Origin of the sequence: Microbacterium sp. AR7-10, assembly GCF_001878835.1 — a bacterium.
Taxonomy (GTDB): domain Bacteria; phylum Actinomycetota; class Actinomycetes; order Actinomycetales; family Microbacteriaceae; genus Microbacterium; species Microbacterium commune.
On record NZ_MJIR01000081.1, the window covers coordinates 1 to 15,943 of the forward strand.

Below are 15,943 nucleotides of genomic sequence, written 5' to 3' on the forward strand. Positions count from 1 at the left end.
CTAGCTAGACCCGAGCCCGCATCGTCGATGCACCACCTGTCCTCTTCTCGTCTTTTTTTTTTTTTGAGTTCGTCGGCAGCGTCAGATGTGTATAAGAGACAGGAGCTGTCGCTGCGGGCGCTGCGCCAGTCGCAGGACGCGCCCACCGTCGAGAACACCACCTCCGCGCTGGAGCGCATCCAGGCGCAGTCGCTGCGGATGACGCGACTCGTCGAGGACCTGCTGCTGCTGGCCAGGCTCGACGAGGGCGCCGAGCTGGTGCACGGCGAGGTCGACCTCTCGCAGCTCGCCGTCGAAGCCCTCGCCGACGCGCAGCCCACCGCGCCTGACCACCACTGGAAGCTCGAGACCCCCGGCGAGCCCGTCGTCGTCGCGGGTGACGTCGGACGCCTGCATCAGGTGGTCGGCAACCTGCTCGCCAACGCCCGCACGCACACGCCGGAGGGCACGACCATCACGCTGTCGGTGTCGGCCACCCCTTCGGGCGCCGAGCTGCGCGTGCACGACGACGGGCCAGGGATCGATCCCGACGTGCGGGAGGAGCTGTTCGCCCGGTTCGCTCGCGGCGACGTGTCGCGCGCGCGGCAGACCGGCGGCACGGGCCTCGGCCTCGCGATCGCCAAGGCGATCGTCGAAGGCCACGGCGGCACGATCACGGTCGAGAGCACGCCGGGTGACACGTCGTTCACGGTGCGCCTGCCGCGCGGCGAGCAGGCCACCCCGGCGCGGTCAGCGCAGGCGCGGTCCGAGCGCGACGAGCATCCGGATCAGTAGCCGGCGAACGCGTCGGTCGTCACCGCGCGGGCCTTCTGCAGCGCCGGTGCGAGATCGGCGATGAGGCGGGGCGGTCCGGAGATGTAGGCGTGCCGCGCGGCGAGATCGGGCACCACGCGCTGCAGAGCCTCCGCGTCGAGCCGGGCACCCTGCGCCCAGGCCCAGTGCGCCGGCAGCTCGGCCGGCTCGTCGCGCGTGAACACGATCGTGCGGACGCCGGTCGCCGCGAGCTCATCGCGGAACGCGAGCTCGGCCGCCTCGGAGGCCACATAGATGAGCACGACATCGCGCTCGGCGCCGGTGGCCTGCAGCTGGCGCAGCTGCGACACGAACGGGGTCACACCGATGCCTGCCGCGACCATCAGCACCGGGGTGCGCCCGCGCGGCAGCACGAAGTCTCCCCACGTGCCGGTGACGGCGAGCACGGCTCCCGGTTCGGCAGCCTTCAGCGCCCGCTTGTAGCTCGACGGATGCTTCTGATCGCCGTCCTTGTAGGCGATTCGCAGAGTGGGCAGGTCGGCAGGCGCGGAGACGATGCTGAACTCGCGGCGGGTGCCCCTGGCATCCGGATTGCGATGCGGCACCTCGAGCTCGAGATACTGCCCCGCGACGAAGCGCAGCCGCCCCTTGGTGCGGAACGTGAGCTCCTGCGCGGTGGGCGTGACGAAGGTGCGCTCGGTGAGCACCAGCCGCACCGAGCTGCGCAGCGCGAAGGCGAAGGCGAGCAGGTTGCCGATCAGCAGAGCGCGCTCCTGGCCGAGCGTGAACAGCGAGCCGACCGCGATCGGCCATCCGGCGAGCACTCCCACGAGAGCGGCGACGCTGTACTGCTGCCAGCGTCGCGGCGGCAGGGTGAGCGGCTCGGAGAGCATGAACGCGCCGAGGAAGAGGTACGGCGTCTGCGTGAGGGCGGCCGGCAGCGCCTCCCCCGCGCTGAACGCGATGCCGAACTCCTGCGACTGCACGGCCTGCCGCGCGACCGACACCACGACGACCACGAGCAGGAAGACGAGCATCAGCCGCACCTTCTCGGTGCGCCACAGCACGATCAGCCCGCTCAGCGCGACGGACAGCGCAAGCCAGGGCGTGCCGACCCACCACGCCGAGAATGTGCCGAGACCGAAGACCGTCACCACCGCGGCGCCGAATGCCGCGGGATTGAGGATGTGCCGTCCGCGCCACGCGATCAGGTATTTCGACAGGCTCGCCAGCACCCCGGCGAGTGCCGTCCCGCCCAAGCCGGCCGGGGTCAGCGAGGGCTGCAGCACGAACAGCAGGATGAGTGCCGTGACCAGCGACGACTCGATGCGCCACGGCAGGCGCAGGACGCGCTGCGCGGCGGCGTCGACCGCGGAGATCGAGAGGGCGAGCACGGCGAAGGATGCCAGGATCTCGCCCGCCGACGGTCCGACCAGCCCCGCCAGCGACAGCCCGAGTGCGATCGCCGCGAGCCCCGCGAGGGCGAACAGCACGAGCCGGTACATCGAGATGCCGCCGAGGACGGCCAGCACGCGCTGCCGCATGGCCAAGAACGCAGTGATCACTCTTCTACTCTTCCGTATCCTCAGCGGGCGGGCTCGGTGAACAGCTCACCGGGGAACCCGCGTGAGCGCTCGACGCGCCCGTCGCTCGACATCCGCACCCAGTGAGCGCCCCAGCGATCGGCGATCTCGGGACCCCCGTCGAAGAACAGGCCGGTCGCCGCGCCGTCGGCGTGCATGGCGTCCCCGGCGAGCGCCCAGGTGGCGACCCAGGTGCGCACGGGAAGCCCGGTGCGTCCGTCGAGCACGTGGTGCAGTCCGCTCCCCCACGTCCGCCGTGTCACCGCGGATGCGCACAGCGCGGCATCCGTCACCTCGACCACCCCGATCGCGGAGGTCGCGTCGTACGGGTGCTCGAGCGCGACTCTCGCGGTGCCGCCGCGTACGCGAAGATCACCGCTGCCGTCGACGGTCACCCGGCCGGGAACCTCCGCCAGCGCCTCGCTGACGAGATCGACCAGCCGCCCCTTGCCGACGGCGCCGACATCGATGACGGCGGGCTCCTCGAGGGTCAGCGAACCGTGCTCGCCGTGCAAGACCTGCTCCCACCGCGGGTGCCCCGCGTGTATCCCACCCGGCTGCCGCGTACGCGGGCGCAGGGTCAGCGCGGCGTCGTAGCCGAGCGCCTCGAGTGCCGACCCGATCAGCGGGTTCACACCGCCGTCGGTCGCCCGACCGAGATCGCGGTAGGTCTCGATCATCGCCGCGGCATCGGCGGCGGCTGCGGGGGTCAGCTCCGCCGTGCCGCCGTGCGCGCGCAGCGACGAGACGACGGAGTCGTCACGGAAGCGCGACCAGGTCGCGTCGAACGCCTCGATGATGCCGCCCACGCGCGCTCGAGCCGGGCCGTCCAGCGGGTCGACGGTCTCGATCTCCCACGACGTGCCGATGGCGTCGAACCGCCACGAGTGCATGCCGGATCACTCGGCCGCTGTGGCGGCTTCGTCCTTGATCTTCACCACGGCCTGATCGAATCCGTCGCTGGTGAGCGACGATCCGGCGACGCGGTCGACCTCCAGCTCGTCGAGCTTCTTCCCGACCACGACATCGGAGATGCCGGCGATGAACTGACCCTGGTAGTTCTTCGACTCCGGGGCCAGCGGGTCGCCGACCACGCGGACGTCGGTGACGGTGTCGTCTGCGATCGTCAGGGTCACCTCGATCGTCTCCACCGTCTCGGGCGTGCGATACGACCCCTCAGCCGTGTACGTTCCGTCGGCGTAGGGGGCAGTGGCGTCGGTGCTCAGCGGTGACGGGTCGGCCCTGCCGGTGTCGGCGTCCGCCGCACCCGAGCACCCGGCGAGGACGAGGGCGCCGGCGACGCCGAGCAGAGCGGTTCCGGTGCGGGCTGCGGGATGCACGTTCATGCGTCCAGCTTCGGGCATCCGGCTATGAGAAATCCGGATGCCGTCGTCGCGACGTCGGGGCGATCAGGCGTCTCCGCCGAACATGCTCGTCACGGAGCCGTCTTCGAAGACCTGCTTGATCGCGGTGGCGAGCAGCGGCGCGATCGGCAGCACCGTGAGCCCGTCCCAGCGTCGCGACTGGGTGAGCGAGATCGTGTCGGTCACGACGACCTGGTCGATCGCGTCGTCCTGCAGGCGGTCGGATGCCGGGTCGCTGAAGACCGCGTGCGTGGCCGCGACGATCACCTTGCGGGCGCCGTTCGCCTTCAGCGCCTGCGCGGCCTTGACGATCGTGCCACCGGTGTCGATCATGTCGTCGACGAGCAGGCAGGTGCGTCCGTCGACGGTGCCGACGATCTCGTGCACCGAGACCTGGTTGGCGACCTTGGGGTCGCGACGCTTGTGGATGATCGCGAGGGGTGCTCCCAGGCTGTCCGACCAGCTGTCGGCCACACGGACACGACCCATGTCGGGCGACACGATCGTGAGCGTCTCGCGGTCCTCGGCGGTGAGGGTGCCCTGGAAGTGCTCGAGCAGCACGGGCTTGGCGAAGAGGTGATCGACCGGTCCGTCGAAGAACCCCTGGATCTGCGCGGCGTGCAGGTCGACGCTCATCACGCGGTCAGCGCCGGCGGTCTTCAGCATGTCGGCCACGAGACGGGCGGAGATGGGCTCGCGACCGCGGCCCTTCTTGTCCTGACGGGAGTAGGGGTAGTACGGGGCGACGACGGTGATGCGCTTGGCCGAGGCGCGCTTGGCGGCGTCGAGCATGATCAGCGTCTCCATGAGCCACTCGTTCACCGGCTCGCCGAACGACTGCACGATGAACAGGTCGCAGCCGCGGATCGACACCTCGAAGCGGGCGTAGATCTCCCCGGAGGCGAACGTGCGGTGCTCGACCGGGGCCGCCTCCTGGCCGAGGGCCGTGGCGACGGCTGCGGTCAGCTCGGGATGCGAGCGTCCGCCCGCGACGACGAGGCGCTTCTTCGTCTTCGCGATCAGACCGGGTGCGACCCCGTTCTCACGATCGAGTGCGACCTTCTTCTTCTTGTTGCCCATGCGCCCTATTCCGCCGATCGTTCGCGGGCCGCCGCATCGGCTGCACCCGTGCCTGCTCTGTTCTTCTCGACCCACCCGTCGATGTTGCGCTGGGGGGCGACGCTCATGGCCAGGGCACCCGCGGGCACGTCCTTGCGGACGACGGCGCCGGCACCTGTCTTCGCACCTGCCCCCAGCCTAACGGGCGCCACGAGCACGGTGTGCGAGCCGGTGTGCACCTCATCGCCGACCACGGTGCGGTGCTTGTTCACGTCGTCGTAGTTCGCGGTGATCGTGCCGGCGCCGAGGTTGACGCCGCGACCGATCGTGGCATCGCCCACGTACGACAGGTGGGGCACCTTGCTGCTCTCGCCGATCTCGGCGTTCTTCGTCTCGACGTACGCGCCGATCTTGCCGCCGGCGCCGAGCACGGTGCCGGGGCGCAGGAACGAGAACGGGCCGACGGTGGCCTTCGCCCCGATCACCGCGAGCGTCGCGTCGGTGCGCTTGACCACCGCGTCCGCGCCGACCTCGCAGTCCACCAGCGTGGTGTCGGGCCCGACGGTGGCGCCTTCGGCGATGACCGTGGCGCGCAGGATCTGGGTGTTCGGGAGGATCGTCACGTCGGGTGCGAGCGTGGCGTCGTCGTCGATCCACGTGGTATCGGGGTCGACGACGGTGACGCCCTCGCGCTGCCAGCGACGCACGATGCGCTGGTTGAGCAGGCGACCGACGAGCGCGAGCTGCGCCCGGTCGTTGACCCCGAACGTCACGGTGACGTCGGAGACGACGGATGCCGCCACGCGGTCACCGTCGCGGCGCAGCAGGCCCGGCACGTCGGTGAGGTACATCTCGCCCTGCGCGTTGTCGACGCCGATCTCGGGCAGGTAGCGGCGCAGGGTCTCGGAGCGGAACGCGTACATGCCGGCGTTGATCTCGCGGACCGACGCCTCGTCGTCGCTGGCATCCTTCTGCTCCACGATGCGGTCGACACCGCCGTCGGCGTCGCGGATCACCCGGCCGTAGCCGGTCGGGTCGTCGACGACAGCGGTCATCAGGGTCGCCGGTGCACCCGACGCGCGGTGCTCGTCGAGGAACGACGAGAGCGTCTCGGCGTCGGCGAGCGGGCAGTCGCCCGAGAGCACGAGCACATCGCCGTCGAAGTCGGCGGGCAGCGCGTCGATCGCGACCTGCACGGCGCGGCCGGTGCCGGGCACGTCGTCCTGGTCGACGAAGACCGCGTCGGGGTAATCGGCGGCGAGCGCCGTGACGACCTGCTCGCGCTCGTGGCGCACGACGACCTCGATGTGCGACGCGCCCAGAGACCGGGCCGTGGTGAGCACGTGTCCGACCAGCGGGCGGCCTGCGATCTCGTGCAGCACCTTGGGTCGGCGGGACTTCATGCGGGTGCCCTGCCCTGCGGCGAGCACGATGATGGCGAGATTGTTCTGCGTCATGCTCCGCCGCCAGGATTCGAACCTGAACTTCACAGCTCCAAAGGCTGTCGTGCTGCCGTTACACCACGGCGGACCACGGCCCTCCGCCTCGCTGGGCGGCGACCGCGGGTCAATTCTGCCACGGCGGACCCGCTCTCCCGTCCGGACGGACGTGACCGGCACAGGATAATGGGGGGATGAGCGAGGCGGATGAGGTCGACCGGATCGTCGGCGCCTGGAACACCCAGCGCCCCGACCTGGACTTCTCGCCCCTCGAGGTGCTCTCGCGCATGGACCGCCTCTCACGGCATCTCGACCGCGCCCGGCGCGACGTGTTCCGCCGCAGTGACATCGAGCCGTGGGAGTGGGACGTGCTCTCGGCGCTGCGACGTGCCGGCGCGCCGTTCCAGCTGTCCCCCAAGCAGCTGCTGCAGCAGACCCTGGTCTCCAGCGGCACGATGACCAACCGCATCGATCGTCTGGTGGGACGCCGGTTCGTCCGACGCGAGTCCGACCCTCAGGACGGGCGGAGCGTACTCGTCACCCTCACCGACGACGGGCGGGTGCGGGTGGATGCCGCGATCACCCGCCTCGTCGACGCCGAGGCCGTGCTGCTGCAGGCCCTCCCCCGCACCGACCGCGAGCGGCTGGCCGGCCTGCTGCGCAAGCTGAGCCTGAGCTTCGACTCGTGAGCGCTCCTGTTCCAGGGCGCGGACGCTGATGGCGATGCGCTCCCCACTGCCGGTGCGCGACGGCGTCGGTGCGACCCGGCTGCATCTGCCGCTGACCGGGCCGTGGCCGACGGTCGGCGCGTACATGGCCGAGCGCTTCTTCCACCTCGAGCCCGAGCGCCTGCTGTCTCGGTTCGACCGCGGTGAGATCGTCGCGAGGGACGGCACGCCCCTCGCGCGCGAGACCCCGCTGGGCGCGCACGAGTTCGTCTGGTACTACCGCGAGCCTCCCATCGAGCGCGAGATCCCGTTCGACGTGGAGGTGCTGCACCAGGACCGCGACCTGGTCGTGGCCGACAAGCCGCACTTCCTCCCCACGACGCCGGGCGGCAAGTACCTGCAGAACTCGACCCTGGTGCGGCTGCGCAACCTCCTCGGCATCCCCGAGCTCACCCCGATCCACCGCCTCGATCGGGCGACCGCCGGTGTGCTGATGTTCTCCACCCGCCCCGAGACCCGCGGGGCCTATCAGCTGCTGTTCGAACGGCGACAGGTCGAGAAGGTGTACGAGGCGGTCTCCGCGGTGCCCGAGGGGTGGGACGCGGCATCCCCCGCCCTGGCGGGACGACCGTTCCCGATCGTGTACCGCAACCACATCGAGAAGCTGCGCGCGCACGTGTGCGTGCGGGTCGACGAGGCGCGCGAGCCGAACTCCGAGACGCTCATCGAGCTGCTCGGCTGCGACGACCGGGTCGTGCACACGCTGCTGCGCCCGCATTCCGGACGCATGCATCAGCTGCGGGTGCATCTCGCCTCGCTCGGCGCGGGCATCCTGAACGACGGCTTCTACCCGACGCTGCTTCCCGAGGCGCCGGACGACTTCACGCGGCCGCTGCAGCTGCTCGCGCGCGAGCTGCGCTTCGTCGATCCGCTGACCGGGGCCCCGCGCGAGTTCCTCACGCGCCGGGTCCTGCAGGACGCCCCGCGCGGCTGACGCCGTGCTCGGCCGCTCTCGGCCGCTCGCGGCCGCGTCGTGTCAGCGCCGCATGATCCGCCGGGCGAGGTACGTGCCGAGCGACTGCGCGAAGTGCACGAACACGACGATCAGCAGCACCGCCGCCCACATCACGACCGGCTCGAACTGGCGACGCCCGTACGTGAGGGCGAAGTTGCCCAGGCCACCCGCGCCGATGTACCCCGCCATCGCCGTCATGTCGATGAGCGCGACGATGACGAACGTGTAGCCCAGCACGAGCGGGCCCAGCGCCTCCGGGATGACGACGGTGAACAGCGTGCGCCATGGCCCGGCGCCCATCGCGCGCGCGGCCTCGATGACCCCCGGCGAGACCCCGACCAGGTGCTGCTCGACGATGCGCCCGATGGCGAACATCGAGGCGACCACGAGCGCCACGATCGCGGCGTTGGTGCCGATGCCGCTGCCCACGACGAAGCGCGAGAACGGGATCAGCACGGTGATGAGGATCACGAACGGGATCGGCCGGAAGAAGTTGATGAACAGGTTCAGCACGAACGACACGGCGCGGTTCTGCAGCATCCCGCCCGGCCGGGCGAGGTAGAGGCCCACTCCGATCAGGCCGCCGAGGACCCCGCCGAACAGCAGCGTCAGCGACACCATGTACAGCGTCTCGACCGCTGCCTGCCAGAACTCCGGGGCGAGTTCGACGAGACGATCCATCAGCGCTCCTCCTCCCGATCGATGTCGGTCACATCGACCGTGCGACCGATGCCGACGAGCACGTCGTCGATCCGCTTGTGCTCACCGCGGATGGCGAGAGTCAGGTGGCCGAACGCCCGCCCGCGGATGTCGTTGATGCCGCCGAACACGAGCTCGAACTCCAGCCCCGCCTCCGCCAGGTCGACGAACAGCTGGGCCTGCGACGGCCCGCCGTCGCGGAACGAGAACGTCACGAGCCGACCGCGGTGGCGCTCGCGCAGCACCGCGCGCTCCGCCGGGGAGGGGATGCCCTTGACCACGGTTCCGACGAAGCGCTGCGATGCCGGATGCCGGGGCGCCGAGAACACCTCGAACACATCCCCCTGCTCGATCACCCGCCCCCGGTCCATGACGGCGACCTTCGTCGCGATCGTCTGGATCACATCCATCTCGTGCGTGATGACCACGATGGTGACGCCCTGCTCCTCGTTGACCCGTTTGAGCAGGGCGAGCACCTCGTGCGTGGTCTCGGGGTCGAGCGCGCTGGTGGCCTCGTCGGCGAGCAGGATGGCCGGTCGGGTCGCGAGGGCGCGGGCGATCCCGACACGCTGCTTCTGACCGCCCGAGAGCTGCTCGGGGTACGAGCGCGCCTTGTCGCTGAGGCCGACGAACGAGAGCAGCTCGGCGACGCGGGCGTCGATGTCGGCCTTGGACCAGCCGGCGAGCTTGAGCGGATACGTGATGTTGGCGCGCACGGTCTTGGCCGAGAAGAGGTTGAACTGCTGGAAGATCATGCCGATGCCGGTGCGGACCGCTCGCAGCTCCCGCTCGGAGAGCGCGGTGACCTCGACGTCGTCGACCGTGATGCGCCCCTCGGTCGCCGGCTCGAGGGCGTTGATGAGTCGCACGAGGGTGGACTTGCCTGCCCCCGAGTAGCCGATGATGCCGTAGACGTCTCCCTTCTCGATGTGCAGGGTGACGTCGTCGACCGCGGTGACCTGGTCTCCCGCGCGCTGCGGGGACGGGTATCGCTTCGACACGTTCTCGAGCGAGACGATCGGCATGGGTGCACTCCGGTTTCGGGTGGGAGGAAGGGGCGGGCGCAGCGCCCGGAAACGGAGAATCGGGCAGCGCGCCTCGCACTGCCCGATTCTCTCAGGAGATCAGCTGTTGTCCGCGACGTCCTTCTGGACGGTCGTGAGCGTCTTCGCCAGCTCCTCCTGGGAGAGCTGCACGGTCACACCGGTTCCGCCCGACGACTCGGCGAGGCCCTTCTGCACGGCCTCGTCGGTCTGGAAGATCTCGATGAGCTTCAGGTAGGTCTCGTTGTCGACGTCTTCCGCACGGGAGGCGAAGATGTTCACGTAGGGAGCGGCGGCCGGGTCGGACGCGTCATCGGTGAACAGCGCGTCGTCGAACTTCAGACCCGCCTCCTCGACGAAGTCGTTGTTGATGATGGCCGCGGCGACATCGGGCAGAGCCTCCGGAGTCAGCGCCGCCTCCAGCGCGGTCACCTTGACCTTGGACTTCGCCTCGTCGATGTCGGAGAGATCGGAGAACGGCGAGCCGCCGTCCTTGAGCTCGATGAGTCCGGCCGACTGCAGAACGAGCAGACCGCGCGCCTGGTTGGAGGCGTCGTCGGGCACGGCGACGGTGTCGCCCTCCGCGATGTCGTCGACGTCGTCGTACTTCGACGAGTACAGGCCGAGCGGGTATGTCTGCGTGGATCCGATGGCCGCCAGATCCTCGCCGGACGCCTCGTTGTACTGGGCGAGGTAGATCACGTGTTGGAACTGGTTGAGGTCGATCTCGCCCTCGGTGAGCGCCGGGTTGGGAAGCTCGTAGGACCCGAAGTCGACGAGCTCGATGTCGATGCCCTCCGCCTTCGCCGCCTTCTCGAACGCGGCCCACTGCGGGTCGCTCTTGCCGACCACGCCGATCTTGACGGTGTCGTCGGCGCCGTCGGATCCGGCGTCTCCCGCGTCGGCGGAGGCGCAGCCGGCGAGACCGGTGACGAGGACGGCCGCTGCGGCTGCAGCGGCGAGGGTGATGAAGCGGCGGGACATTTTCGGGTTCTTCCTCTCGTGGGGGACTCCGAAAACGTACGCGGCCGCCGGCGCCCACTCAGAATCGGCTCGTCACACAGCGTCACGCTCGGCGGTGGCCGCCATGGCGTCGAAGAAGTCGGCCACCGTGCGGCGCTGCTCCGGGCTGAGCGCGGCGATGACATCGAAGCGCCTGGCGTGCTCGCGACCGACCGTCGCGCGCGCGGCATGGCGGGTCTCCTCGGTCACCTCGATGACCAGGCTGCGGCGGTCGTCGGGGTGCGCGCGACGCACGACATGGCCGCCGCGTTCCAGACGGTCGAGCAGTTTGGTCGTGGAGGCGGCGGAGATGCCGAGCTGCCCCGCCATCGCGCTCGGCGTCATCGGCAGCTTCTGGTTTCCCGCGGCGATCAGCATGCGCAGCGCCCTCATGTCGCTCGCCCCCAGCCGCATGTACCGCTGCGACGCCTCGCTGTTCTCGCGCTCGGCCTGGCGCCAGCGGCGCATGGACTCGAGCACCTCGAGGACGCTCTCCAGGTCCGCCGGGGCGAGATCGCCGGTGCGCACGAGTTCCTGCGCCGGGTCGTTGAGGCGCGGGTCGTGCAGAACCGGAGCCGGCGAACCGGACCGCGTGAGTTTCGGCATGGTGTCGATTTTACGTCCGGATGTGGATATCTCGTGAGTTGAAAGCTAGCCTGTCTAGCGAATACACAGGAGGCCGAAGTGACCCAGTCCCCCGAGCGCGTGATCCTTCTCGACGACGACGGAAATCCCAGCGGCGTCGCCCGCAAGGACGAAGTGCACCATGAGGCGACCCCGCTGCACCTCGCATTCTCCTGCCATGTGCGCGACGACGACGGGCGCCTGCTGCTGACCCGACGGGCGCTGACCAAGCGCGCCTGGCCCGGCACATGGACCAACGCGTTCTGCGGGCACCCGGCGCCGTTCGAGGCGATTCCCGACGCGGTCCAGCGTCGCGCGCAGGAGGAACTGGGTCTGCGCATCGCCGACGTGGAGCTCGAGCTGCCGGACTTCCGCTACCGGGCGGTGGATGCCTCGGGCATCGTCGAGAACGAGATCTGCCCGGTCTACACCGCTCGCGCCGTCGGCGAGCCGGAGCTGAACCCCGCCGAGGTGATGGACGTCCGCTGGGTGAGCCCGGAGGATCTCGCCGTAGCGCTGACCGCGGCACCGTGGGCGTTCAGCCCCTGGCTCGTCCTGCAGGCGCAGCAGCTGTCGGCCACCGCCGGAACCATCCACGCCGCCGCCTGGCGGAGCGTCGCATGAGACTCGAGACGGCCGTGGATCCGCGACTCGACGAGATCATCGACAGATTCTTCGCCGACCGGATCACCCGCGCCGATGACATGGGTGGGCGATACGGCGACCTGTGGCGTCGCGCGGCGGACGCGACCCAGGGCGGCAAGCGCCTGCGGCCCCGGCTGCTGCTGCTCGCCCACGAGAGCCTCGGCGGTGTGGAGGAGGACTCGGCGCTGCGCGCCGCGGCGGCCTTCGAGGTGCTGCACACCGCTCTTCTCCTTCACGACGACGTGCTCGACCGCGACCTCGTGCGCCGCGGGAAGCCGAATCTCGCCGGCAGGTTCGCGGCCGCCGCACTCGACGACGGCCACGATCCGGACACCGCGATGGCCTGGGGTGAGGCATCAGCCGTGCTGGCCGGCGATCTGCTGATCAGCGGTGCGCACGTGCTCGTCGCCGACATCGCGCATCCGGTGGCCGCGACCCTGCACCGGGTGATCGGCGACGCGCTGATCCTGACCGCGGCGGGAGAGCACGCCGATGTGGGTTACGCGAAGGGCGTCATGCACGCCGAGCAGGCCGACATCCTGAAGATGATCGAGCAGAAGACCGCCGCGTACTCGTTCGCCGCCCCGCTGCGGGTGGGGGCGCTGCTCGCCGGCGCCACCGACCAGGTCGTGGACGCCCTGGACTGGATCGGGTCCCGGCTGGGGCTGCTGTACCAGCTGCGCGATGACGCTCTGGGCGTCTTCGGCGCCGAGAGCAGCACGGGCAAGAGCGTCATCGGAGACCTGCGCGAGGGCAAGCGCACCCTGCTCGTCGCGTTCGCGGAGGGCACCGCCGAATGGGAGGCCGTGCGCCCGCTGTTCGGCCGGGCGCCGCTCGACGCGTCCGACGCAGACCGGCTTCGCGCCGCGCTGATCGCCTGCGGCGCGGTCGAGCGGATGCAGCGGGTCATCGACGGCGTGCTGCACGACGTCCTGCATGCGATCGCCATCGCGCCGCTGCCCACGGGGCTGCGCACAGAGCTGGCGCAGATCGCCGAGCGCTGCGCGGAGCGGCAGTCGTGAGGGCGGCGAGCGCACTCGACCTCTACACGCGCACGGCGCACGCGGCCTCGGCGCACGTGATCAGCGGGTACTCCACCTCGTTCGGCTACGCGAGCCGCCTGCTGCCGCGCGAGGTGCGCGGCGGCATCGCCGACGTGTATGCGCTCGTCCGCGTGGCAGACGAGATCGTCGACGGCCCGGCCGCGGAGGCGGGACTGCAGCGCCCCGAGGTGCTCGCGATCCTCGACGCCCTGGAACAGGACACCCTGCGCGCCATGGCCTGCGGGTTCAGCGCGAACCTCGTCGTGCACGCGTTCGCCACCACGGCGCGACGGACCGGGATCGGCGCCGACCTCGTGCGGCCGTTCTTCGAGTCGATGCGCATGGACGCCACCGAGCACGCGCGCTTCGATCACGAGCAGTACCGTCGCTACATCCACGGCTCGGCCGAGGTGGTGGGCTCGATGTGCCTTCGGGTGTTCGCCCTCGAGCAGCCGGGATTCACACTCGACGACCGGCTCGAGGAGGGCGCGCGGCGCCTGGGCGCGGCGTTCCAGAAGGTGAACTTCCTGCGCGATCTGGCCGACGACGCGGGGCGGCTGGGCCGCTCGTACATCCCGGGACTGGACCCGCAGACCTTCACCGACCGCGACAAGGCGGCGGTGGTCGACGAGATCGCCGAGGATCTCGCCGTCGCACGCGAGGCGATCGCGCGGCTGCCGCGCGGGTCCCGCCGGGCGACGACAGCAGCGGCCGCGCTCTTCGGTCGCCTCAACGAGCAGCTGCGCGAGACTCCGGCAGCAGCGCTCCGCACCACTCGCGTCTCCGTGCCGCTGGGCCGCAAGCTCGGCATCCTGGCGAACGCGGCAGCGGGAAGGACCACAGTATGAGACGCGCCGTCGTCATCGGCGGAGGCATCTCCGGCCTCGCCACCGCCGCACTGCTCGCTCGGGAGGGCGCGTCGGTCACACTCGTCGAGGCGCGGGACGACCTCGGCGGCCGCGCCGGCAGCTGGGAGTCCGGCGGGTTCCGCTTCGACACCGGCCCCTCGTGGTACCTCATGCCCGAGGTGTTCGATCACTTCTTCCGTCTGCTCGGCACCTCGTCGGCCGAGCAGCTCGACCTCGTGCGACTCGACCCGGCCTACCGGGTCTACTTCGAAGACGACCACGACCCGTTCGACCTGCCCGCCGAGGGCGCACGAGACGCTCTCGTCGCTCTCGATCCGGATGCCGAGCAGCGCCTCGACCGCTACCTCGCCTCCGCGGCGGACACCTACGATCTCGCGACCTCGACGTTCCTGTACAGCACGTACGAGTCGCTGCGTCCGCTGCTCACGCCGCGCACGCTGCGCGGACTCCCGACCCTGACGCGACTGCTCGCGGAGCCCCTCGACCGACGCATCCGGCGCCACAGCCGCGAGCCGCGCGTGCAGCAGGTGCTCGGGTATCCGGCGGTCTTCCTCGGCACCTCGCCCGCCAAGGCGCCAGGCATGTACCACCTGATGAGCCACCTCGACATCGGTCAGGGCGTGCTCTACCCGCGCGGCGGCTTCGCCGCCGTGATCGAGGCCATCGCCCGCGTGGCGAGAGCCGAGGGCGTCGACATCCGCACCGGATGCCGTGCCCGCCGCATCGCGGTCGACGGCGGCGCAGCCACGGGGGTCGACGTCGAGCTCTCGGACGGCACCCGCGAGCACCTGCCCGCGGACGTCGTCGTGTCGACCGCCGACCTGCACGTCACCGAGCAGCAGCTGCTCGACCCCGAGCACCGCACGAGATCGGACCGGTGGTGGGAGGGGCGCGACCCTGGCCCCGGTGCGGTGCTCGCACTGCTCGGCGTGCGCGGAGAGCTGCCGCAGCTGGCGCACCACACGCTGCTGTTCACCAGGGAGTGGGAAGAGGGATTCGACGCGATCTACGGCAGGGGCCGCCGCGGCGAAGGCAAGCGCATCCCCGATCCCGCCTCGCTGTACGTCTGCAGGCCGAGCGCGACCGACCAGGTCGCGCCCGACGGTCACGAGAACCTCTTCGTGCTCATCCCCGTGCCCGCGGACACGTCGATCGGCGCCGGGGGCGTCGACGGAGCGGGTGACGAGCGCGTCGAGCGCGCGGCGGACGCGGCGATCGACCAGATCGCCGCCTGGTGCGACATCCCCGACCTCCGGGAGCGCACCGTCGTGCGCCGCACGATCGGCCCCGCCGACTTCGAGAGCGATTTCGGGGCGTGGCGCGGTGGCGCGCTGGGGCCCGCGCACACGCTGCGACAGAGTGCATTCCTGCGCGGCGCCAACACGTCGTCGAAGGTCGACGGGCTGCTGTACGCCGGCGCCACGACCATCCCCGGCATCGGCCTGCCGATGTGCCTGATCAGCGCCGAGCTGGTCGTCAAGCGTCTGCGCGGAGACGTCTCGGCCGGTCCGCTGGCGGAGCCGCTGTGAGCGCGGGCTACCTGATCGCGCTGCTCGTGTCGCTCGCCGGAATGGTGCTGCTCGATGTGCGCCACCGGCTCTTCCTCGGCCGCGATCCGGGACGGGCGATGCTCGTGCTGCTCATCGGCACCGTATTCTTCCTGCTCTGGGATCTGGCCGGGATCGGCCTCGGGATCTTCTTCCGTGACGAGGGCGAGTTCGCCACCGGCATCCTGCTCGCCCCCGAGCTGCCGATCGAGGAGCCGATCTTCCTGCTGTTCCTGTGCGAGCTGACCATGGTGCTCGTCTGCGGCGCCCAGAAGGTGCTCGCCGCGCGTCGGAAGGCGGACGCATGAGCTACGTGCTGCTGTGCGCCGGCTTCCTCCTCGCGGCCGGTGCGATCGCGCTGGTGGTGCGCAGGCGCGACCGGATGCCGTCGGCCGCGTCGCTGCTCGTCGCGGTGGCCGCTCTCCTGCTGCTCACCGCGGTGTTCGACAATCTGATGATCGCCGTCGGCCTGTTCGACTACTCGAGCGCGCACATCTCGGGCATCCGGATCGGCGAAGCCCCGCTCGAGGACTTCGCCTATCCGCTCGCCGCGGTGATCCTGCTGCCCGCGCTGTGGTCGCGGCTGCGAA

At 70.5% G+C, this 15,943-nt stretch carries 18 protein-coding genes and 1 tRNA gene; 9 read left to right on the plus strand and 10 right to left on the minus strand.

The annotated features are described in order from the left end of the window. Positions 1 to 87: 87 nt before the first annotated feature. The gene (locus BFN01_RS11495; RefSeq protein WP_371261033.1) at positions 88 to 774 is read left to right on the plus strand and encodes a sensor histidine kinase; all 687 of its coding nucleotides are present in this window, start codon (positions 88 to 90) and stop codon (positions 772 to 774) included. Here the strand turns inward: BFN01_RS11495 and BFN01_RS11500 are convergent. From BFN01_RS11500 to BFN01_RS11525, 6 genes are all read right to left on the minus strand, one after another. Then, on the minus strand, positions 768 to 2,318 hold the full coding sequence (locus tag BFN01_RS11500; protein ID WP_071644494.1) for an FAD-dependent oxidoreductase: 1,551 nt from the start codon (positions 2,316 to 2,318) through the stop codon (positions 768 to 770). The two genes, BFN01_RS11495 and BFN01_RS11500, sit on opposite strands and share 7 nt — an antisense overlap. Before the next feature lie 20 nt (positions 2,319 to 2,338). Beyond that, positions 2,339 to 3,229, minus strand: coding sequence for an FAD:protein FMN transferase (locus tag BFN01_RS11505; RefSeq protein ID WP_071644495.1), 891 nt, complete (start codon positions 3,227 to 3,229; stop codon positions 2,339 to 2,341). A 6-nt stretch (positions 3,230 to 3,235) separates the two neighbouring features. Continuing rightward, positions 3,236 to 3,682 (minus strand): FMN-binding protein, encoded by a 447-nt coding sequence (locus BFN01_RS11510; RefSeq protein WP_071644496.1) that lies wholly within the window; start codon positions 3,680 to 3,682, stop codon positions 3,236 to 3,238. Positions 3,683 to 3,745: 63 nt separating this feature from the next. Then, positions 3,746 to 4,780 (minus strand): ribose-phosphate diphosphokinase, encoded by a 1,035-nt coding sequence (locus BFN01_RS11515; RefSeq protein ID WP_071644497.1) that lies wholly within the window; start codon positions 4,778 to 4,780, stop codon positions 3,746 to 3,748. A 5-nt stretch (positions 4,781 to 4,785) separates the two neighbouring features. Continuing rightward, positions 4,786 to 6,216, minus strand: coding sequence for a bifunctional UDP-N-acetylglucosamine diphosphorylase/glucosamine-1-phosphate N-acetyltransferase GlmU (glmU, locus tag BFN01_RS11520; RefSeq protein WP_071644498.1), 1,431 nt, complete (start codon positions 6,214 to 6,216; stop codon positions 4,786 to 4,788). A gap of 1 nt (position 6,217) precedes the next feature. Beyond that, positions 6,218 to 6,289 (minus strand) — tRNA-Gln (locus BFN01_RS11525). Between the two features lie 103 nt (positions 6,290 to 6,392). Here BFN01_RS11525 and BFN01_RS11530 point away from each other — a divergent pair. Both BFN01_RS11530 and BFN01_RS11535 read left to right on the plus strand, forming a co-directional pair. Then, on the plus strand, positions 6,393 to 6,887 hold the full coding sequence (locus BFN01_RS11530; RefSeq protein WP_071644499.1) for a MarR family winged helix-turn-helix transcriptional regulator: 495 nt from the start codon (positions 6,393 to 6,395) through the stop codon (positions 6,885 to 6,887). Between the two features lie 34 nt (positions 6,888 to 6,921). Continuing rightward, positions 6,922 to 7,860: a pseudouridine synthase gene (locus BFN01_RS11535; RefSeq protein WP_218161816.1), complete on the plus strand. Its 939-nt coding sequence runs from the start codon at positions 6,922 to 6,924 to the stop codon at positions 7,858 to 7,860. A gap of 42 nt (positions 7,861 to 7,902) precedes the next feature. Here the strand turns inward: BFN01_RS11535 and BFN01_RS11540 are convergent, their stop codons facing one another. From BFN01_RS11540 to BFN01_RS11555, 4 genes are all read right to left on the minus strand, one after another. Continuing rightward, positions 7,903 to 8,562, minus strand: coding sequence for a methionine ABC transporter permease (locus BFN01_RS11540; protein WP_071644501.1), 660 nt, complete (start codon positions 8,560 to 8,562; stop codon positions 7,903 to 7,905). Next, positions 8,562 to 9,605, minus strand: coding sequence for a methionine ABC transporter ATP-binding protein (locus BFN01_RS11545; RefSeq protein ID WP_071644502.1), 1,044 nt, complete (start codon positions 9,603 to 9,605; stop codon positions 8,562 to 8,564). Before BFN01_RS11545 ends, BFN01_RS11540 begins: the two co-directional genes overlap by 1 nt. Positions 9,606 to 9,704: 99 nt before the next feature. Next, positions 9,705 to 10,607, minus strand: coding sequence for a MetQ/NlpA family ABC transporter substrate-binding protein (locus BFN01_RS11550; RefSeq protein ID WP_071644503.1), 903 nt, complete (start codon positions 10,605 to 10,607; stop codon positions 9,705 to 9,707). Between the two features lie 72 nt (positions 10,608 to 10,679). Continuing rightward, on the minus strand, positions 10,680 to 11,231 hold the full coding sequence (locus BFN01_RS11555; protein WP_071644504.1) for a MarR family winged helix-turn-helix transcriptional regulator: 552 nt from the start codon (positions 11,229 to 11,231) through the stop codon (positions 10,680 to 10,682). 78 nt (positions 11,232 to 11,309) lie between these two features. On the opposite strand from BFN01_RS11555, the gene idi reads away from it, so the two are divergent. The 6 genes from idi to BFN01_RS11585 form a co-directional block, all read left to right on the plus strand. Next, a complete protein-coding gene (gene idi, locus BFN01_RS11560; RefSeq protein ID WP_071644505.1) occupies positions 11,310 to 11,873 on the plus strand; it encodes an isopentenyl-diphosphate Delta-isomerase in 564 nt (187 codons plus the stop codon). Then, positions 11,870 to 12,916: a polyprenyl synthetase family protein gene (locus BFN01_RS15900; protein WP_071644506.1), complete on the plus strand. Its 1,047-nt coding sequence runs from the start codon at positions 11,870 to 11,872 to the stop codon at positions 12,914 to 12,916. Before idi ends, BFN01_RS15900 begins: the two co-directional genes overlap by 4 nt. Next, positions 12,913 to 13,785 (plus strand): squalene/phytoene synthase family protein, encoded by an 873-nt coding sequence (locus BFN01_RS15510; protein WP_071644507.1) that lies wholly within the window; start codon positions 12,913 to 12,915, stop codon positions 13,783 to 13,785. The genes BFN01_RS15900 and BFN01_RS15510 overlap by 4 nt, the downstream gene beginning before the upstream one ends. Then, entirely contained in the window at positions 13,782 to 15,335 is a 1,554-nt protein-coding gene (crtI, locus tag BFN01_RS15515; protein ID WP_071644508.1) for a phytoene desaturase family protein, read from the plus strand. Before BFN01_RS15510 ends, crtI begins: the two co-directional genes overlap by 4 nt. Then, on the plus strand, positions 15,332 to 15,661 hold the full coding sequence (locus BFN01_RS11580; protein WP_071644509.1) for a lycopene cyclase domain-containing protein: 330 nt from the start codon (positions 15,332 to 15,334) through the stop codon (positions 15,659 to 15,661). The genes crtI and BFN01_RS11580 overlap by 4 nt, the downstream gene beginning before the upstream one ends. Next, on the plus strand, positions 15,658 to 15,943 hold a 286-nt coding region (locus BFN01_RS11585), incomplete at its 3' end, for a lycopene cyclase domain-containing protein (RefSeq protein WP_143187229.1). The genes BFN01_RS11580 and BFN01_RS11585, both read left to right, overlap by 4 nt.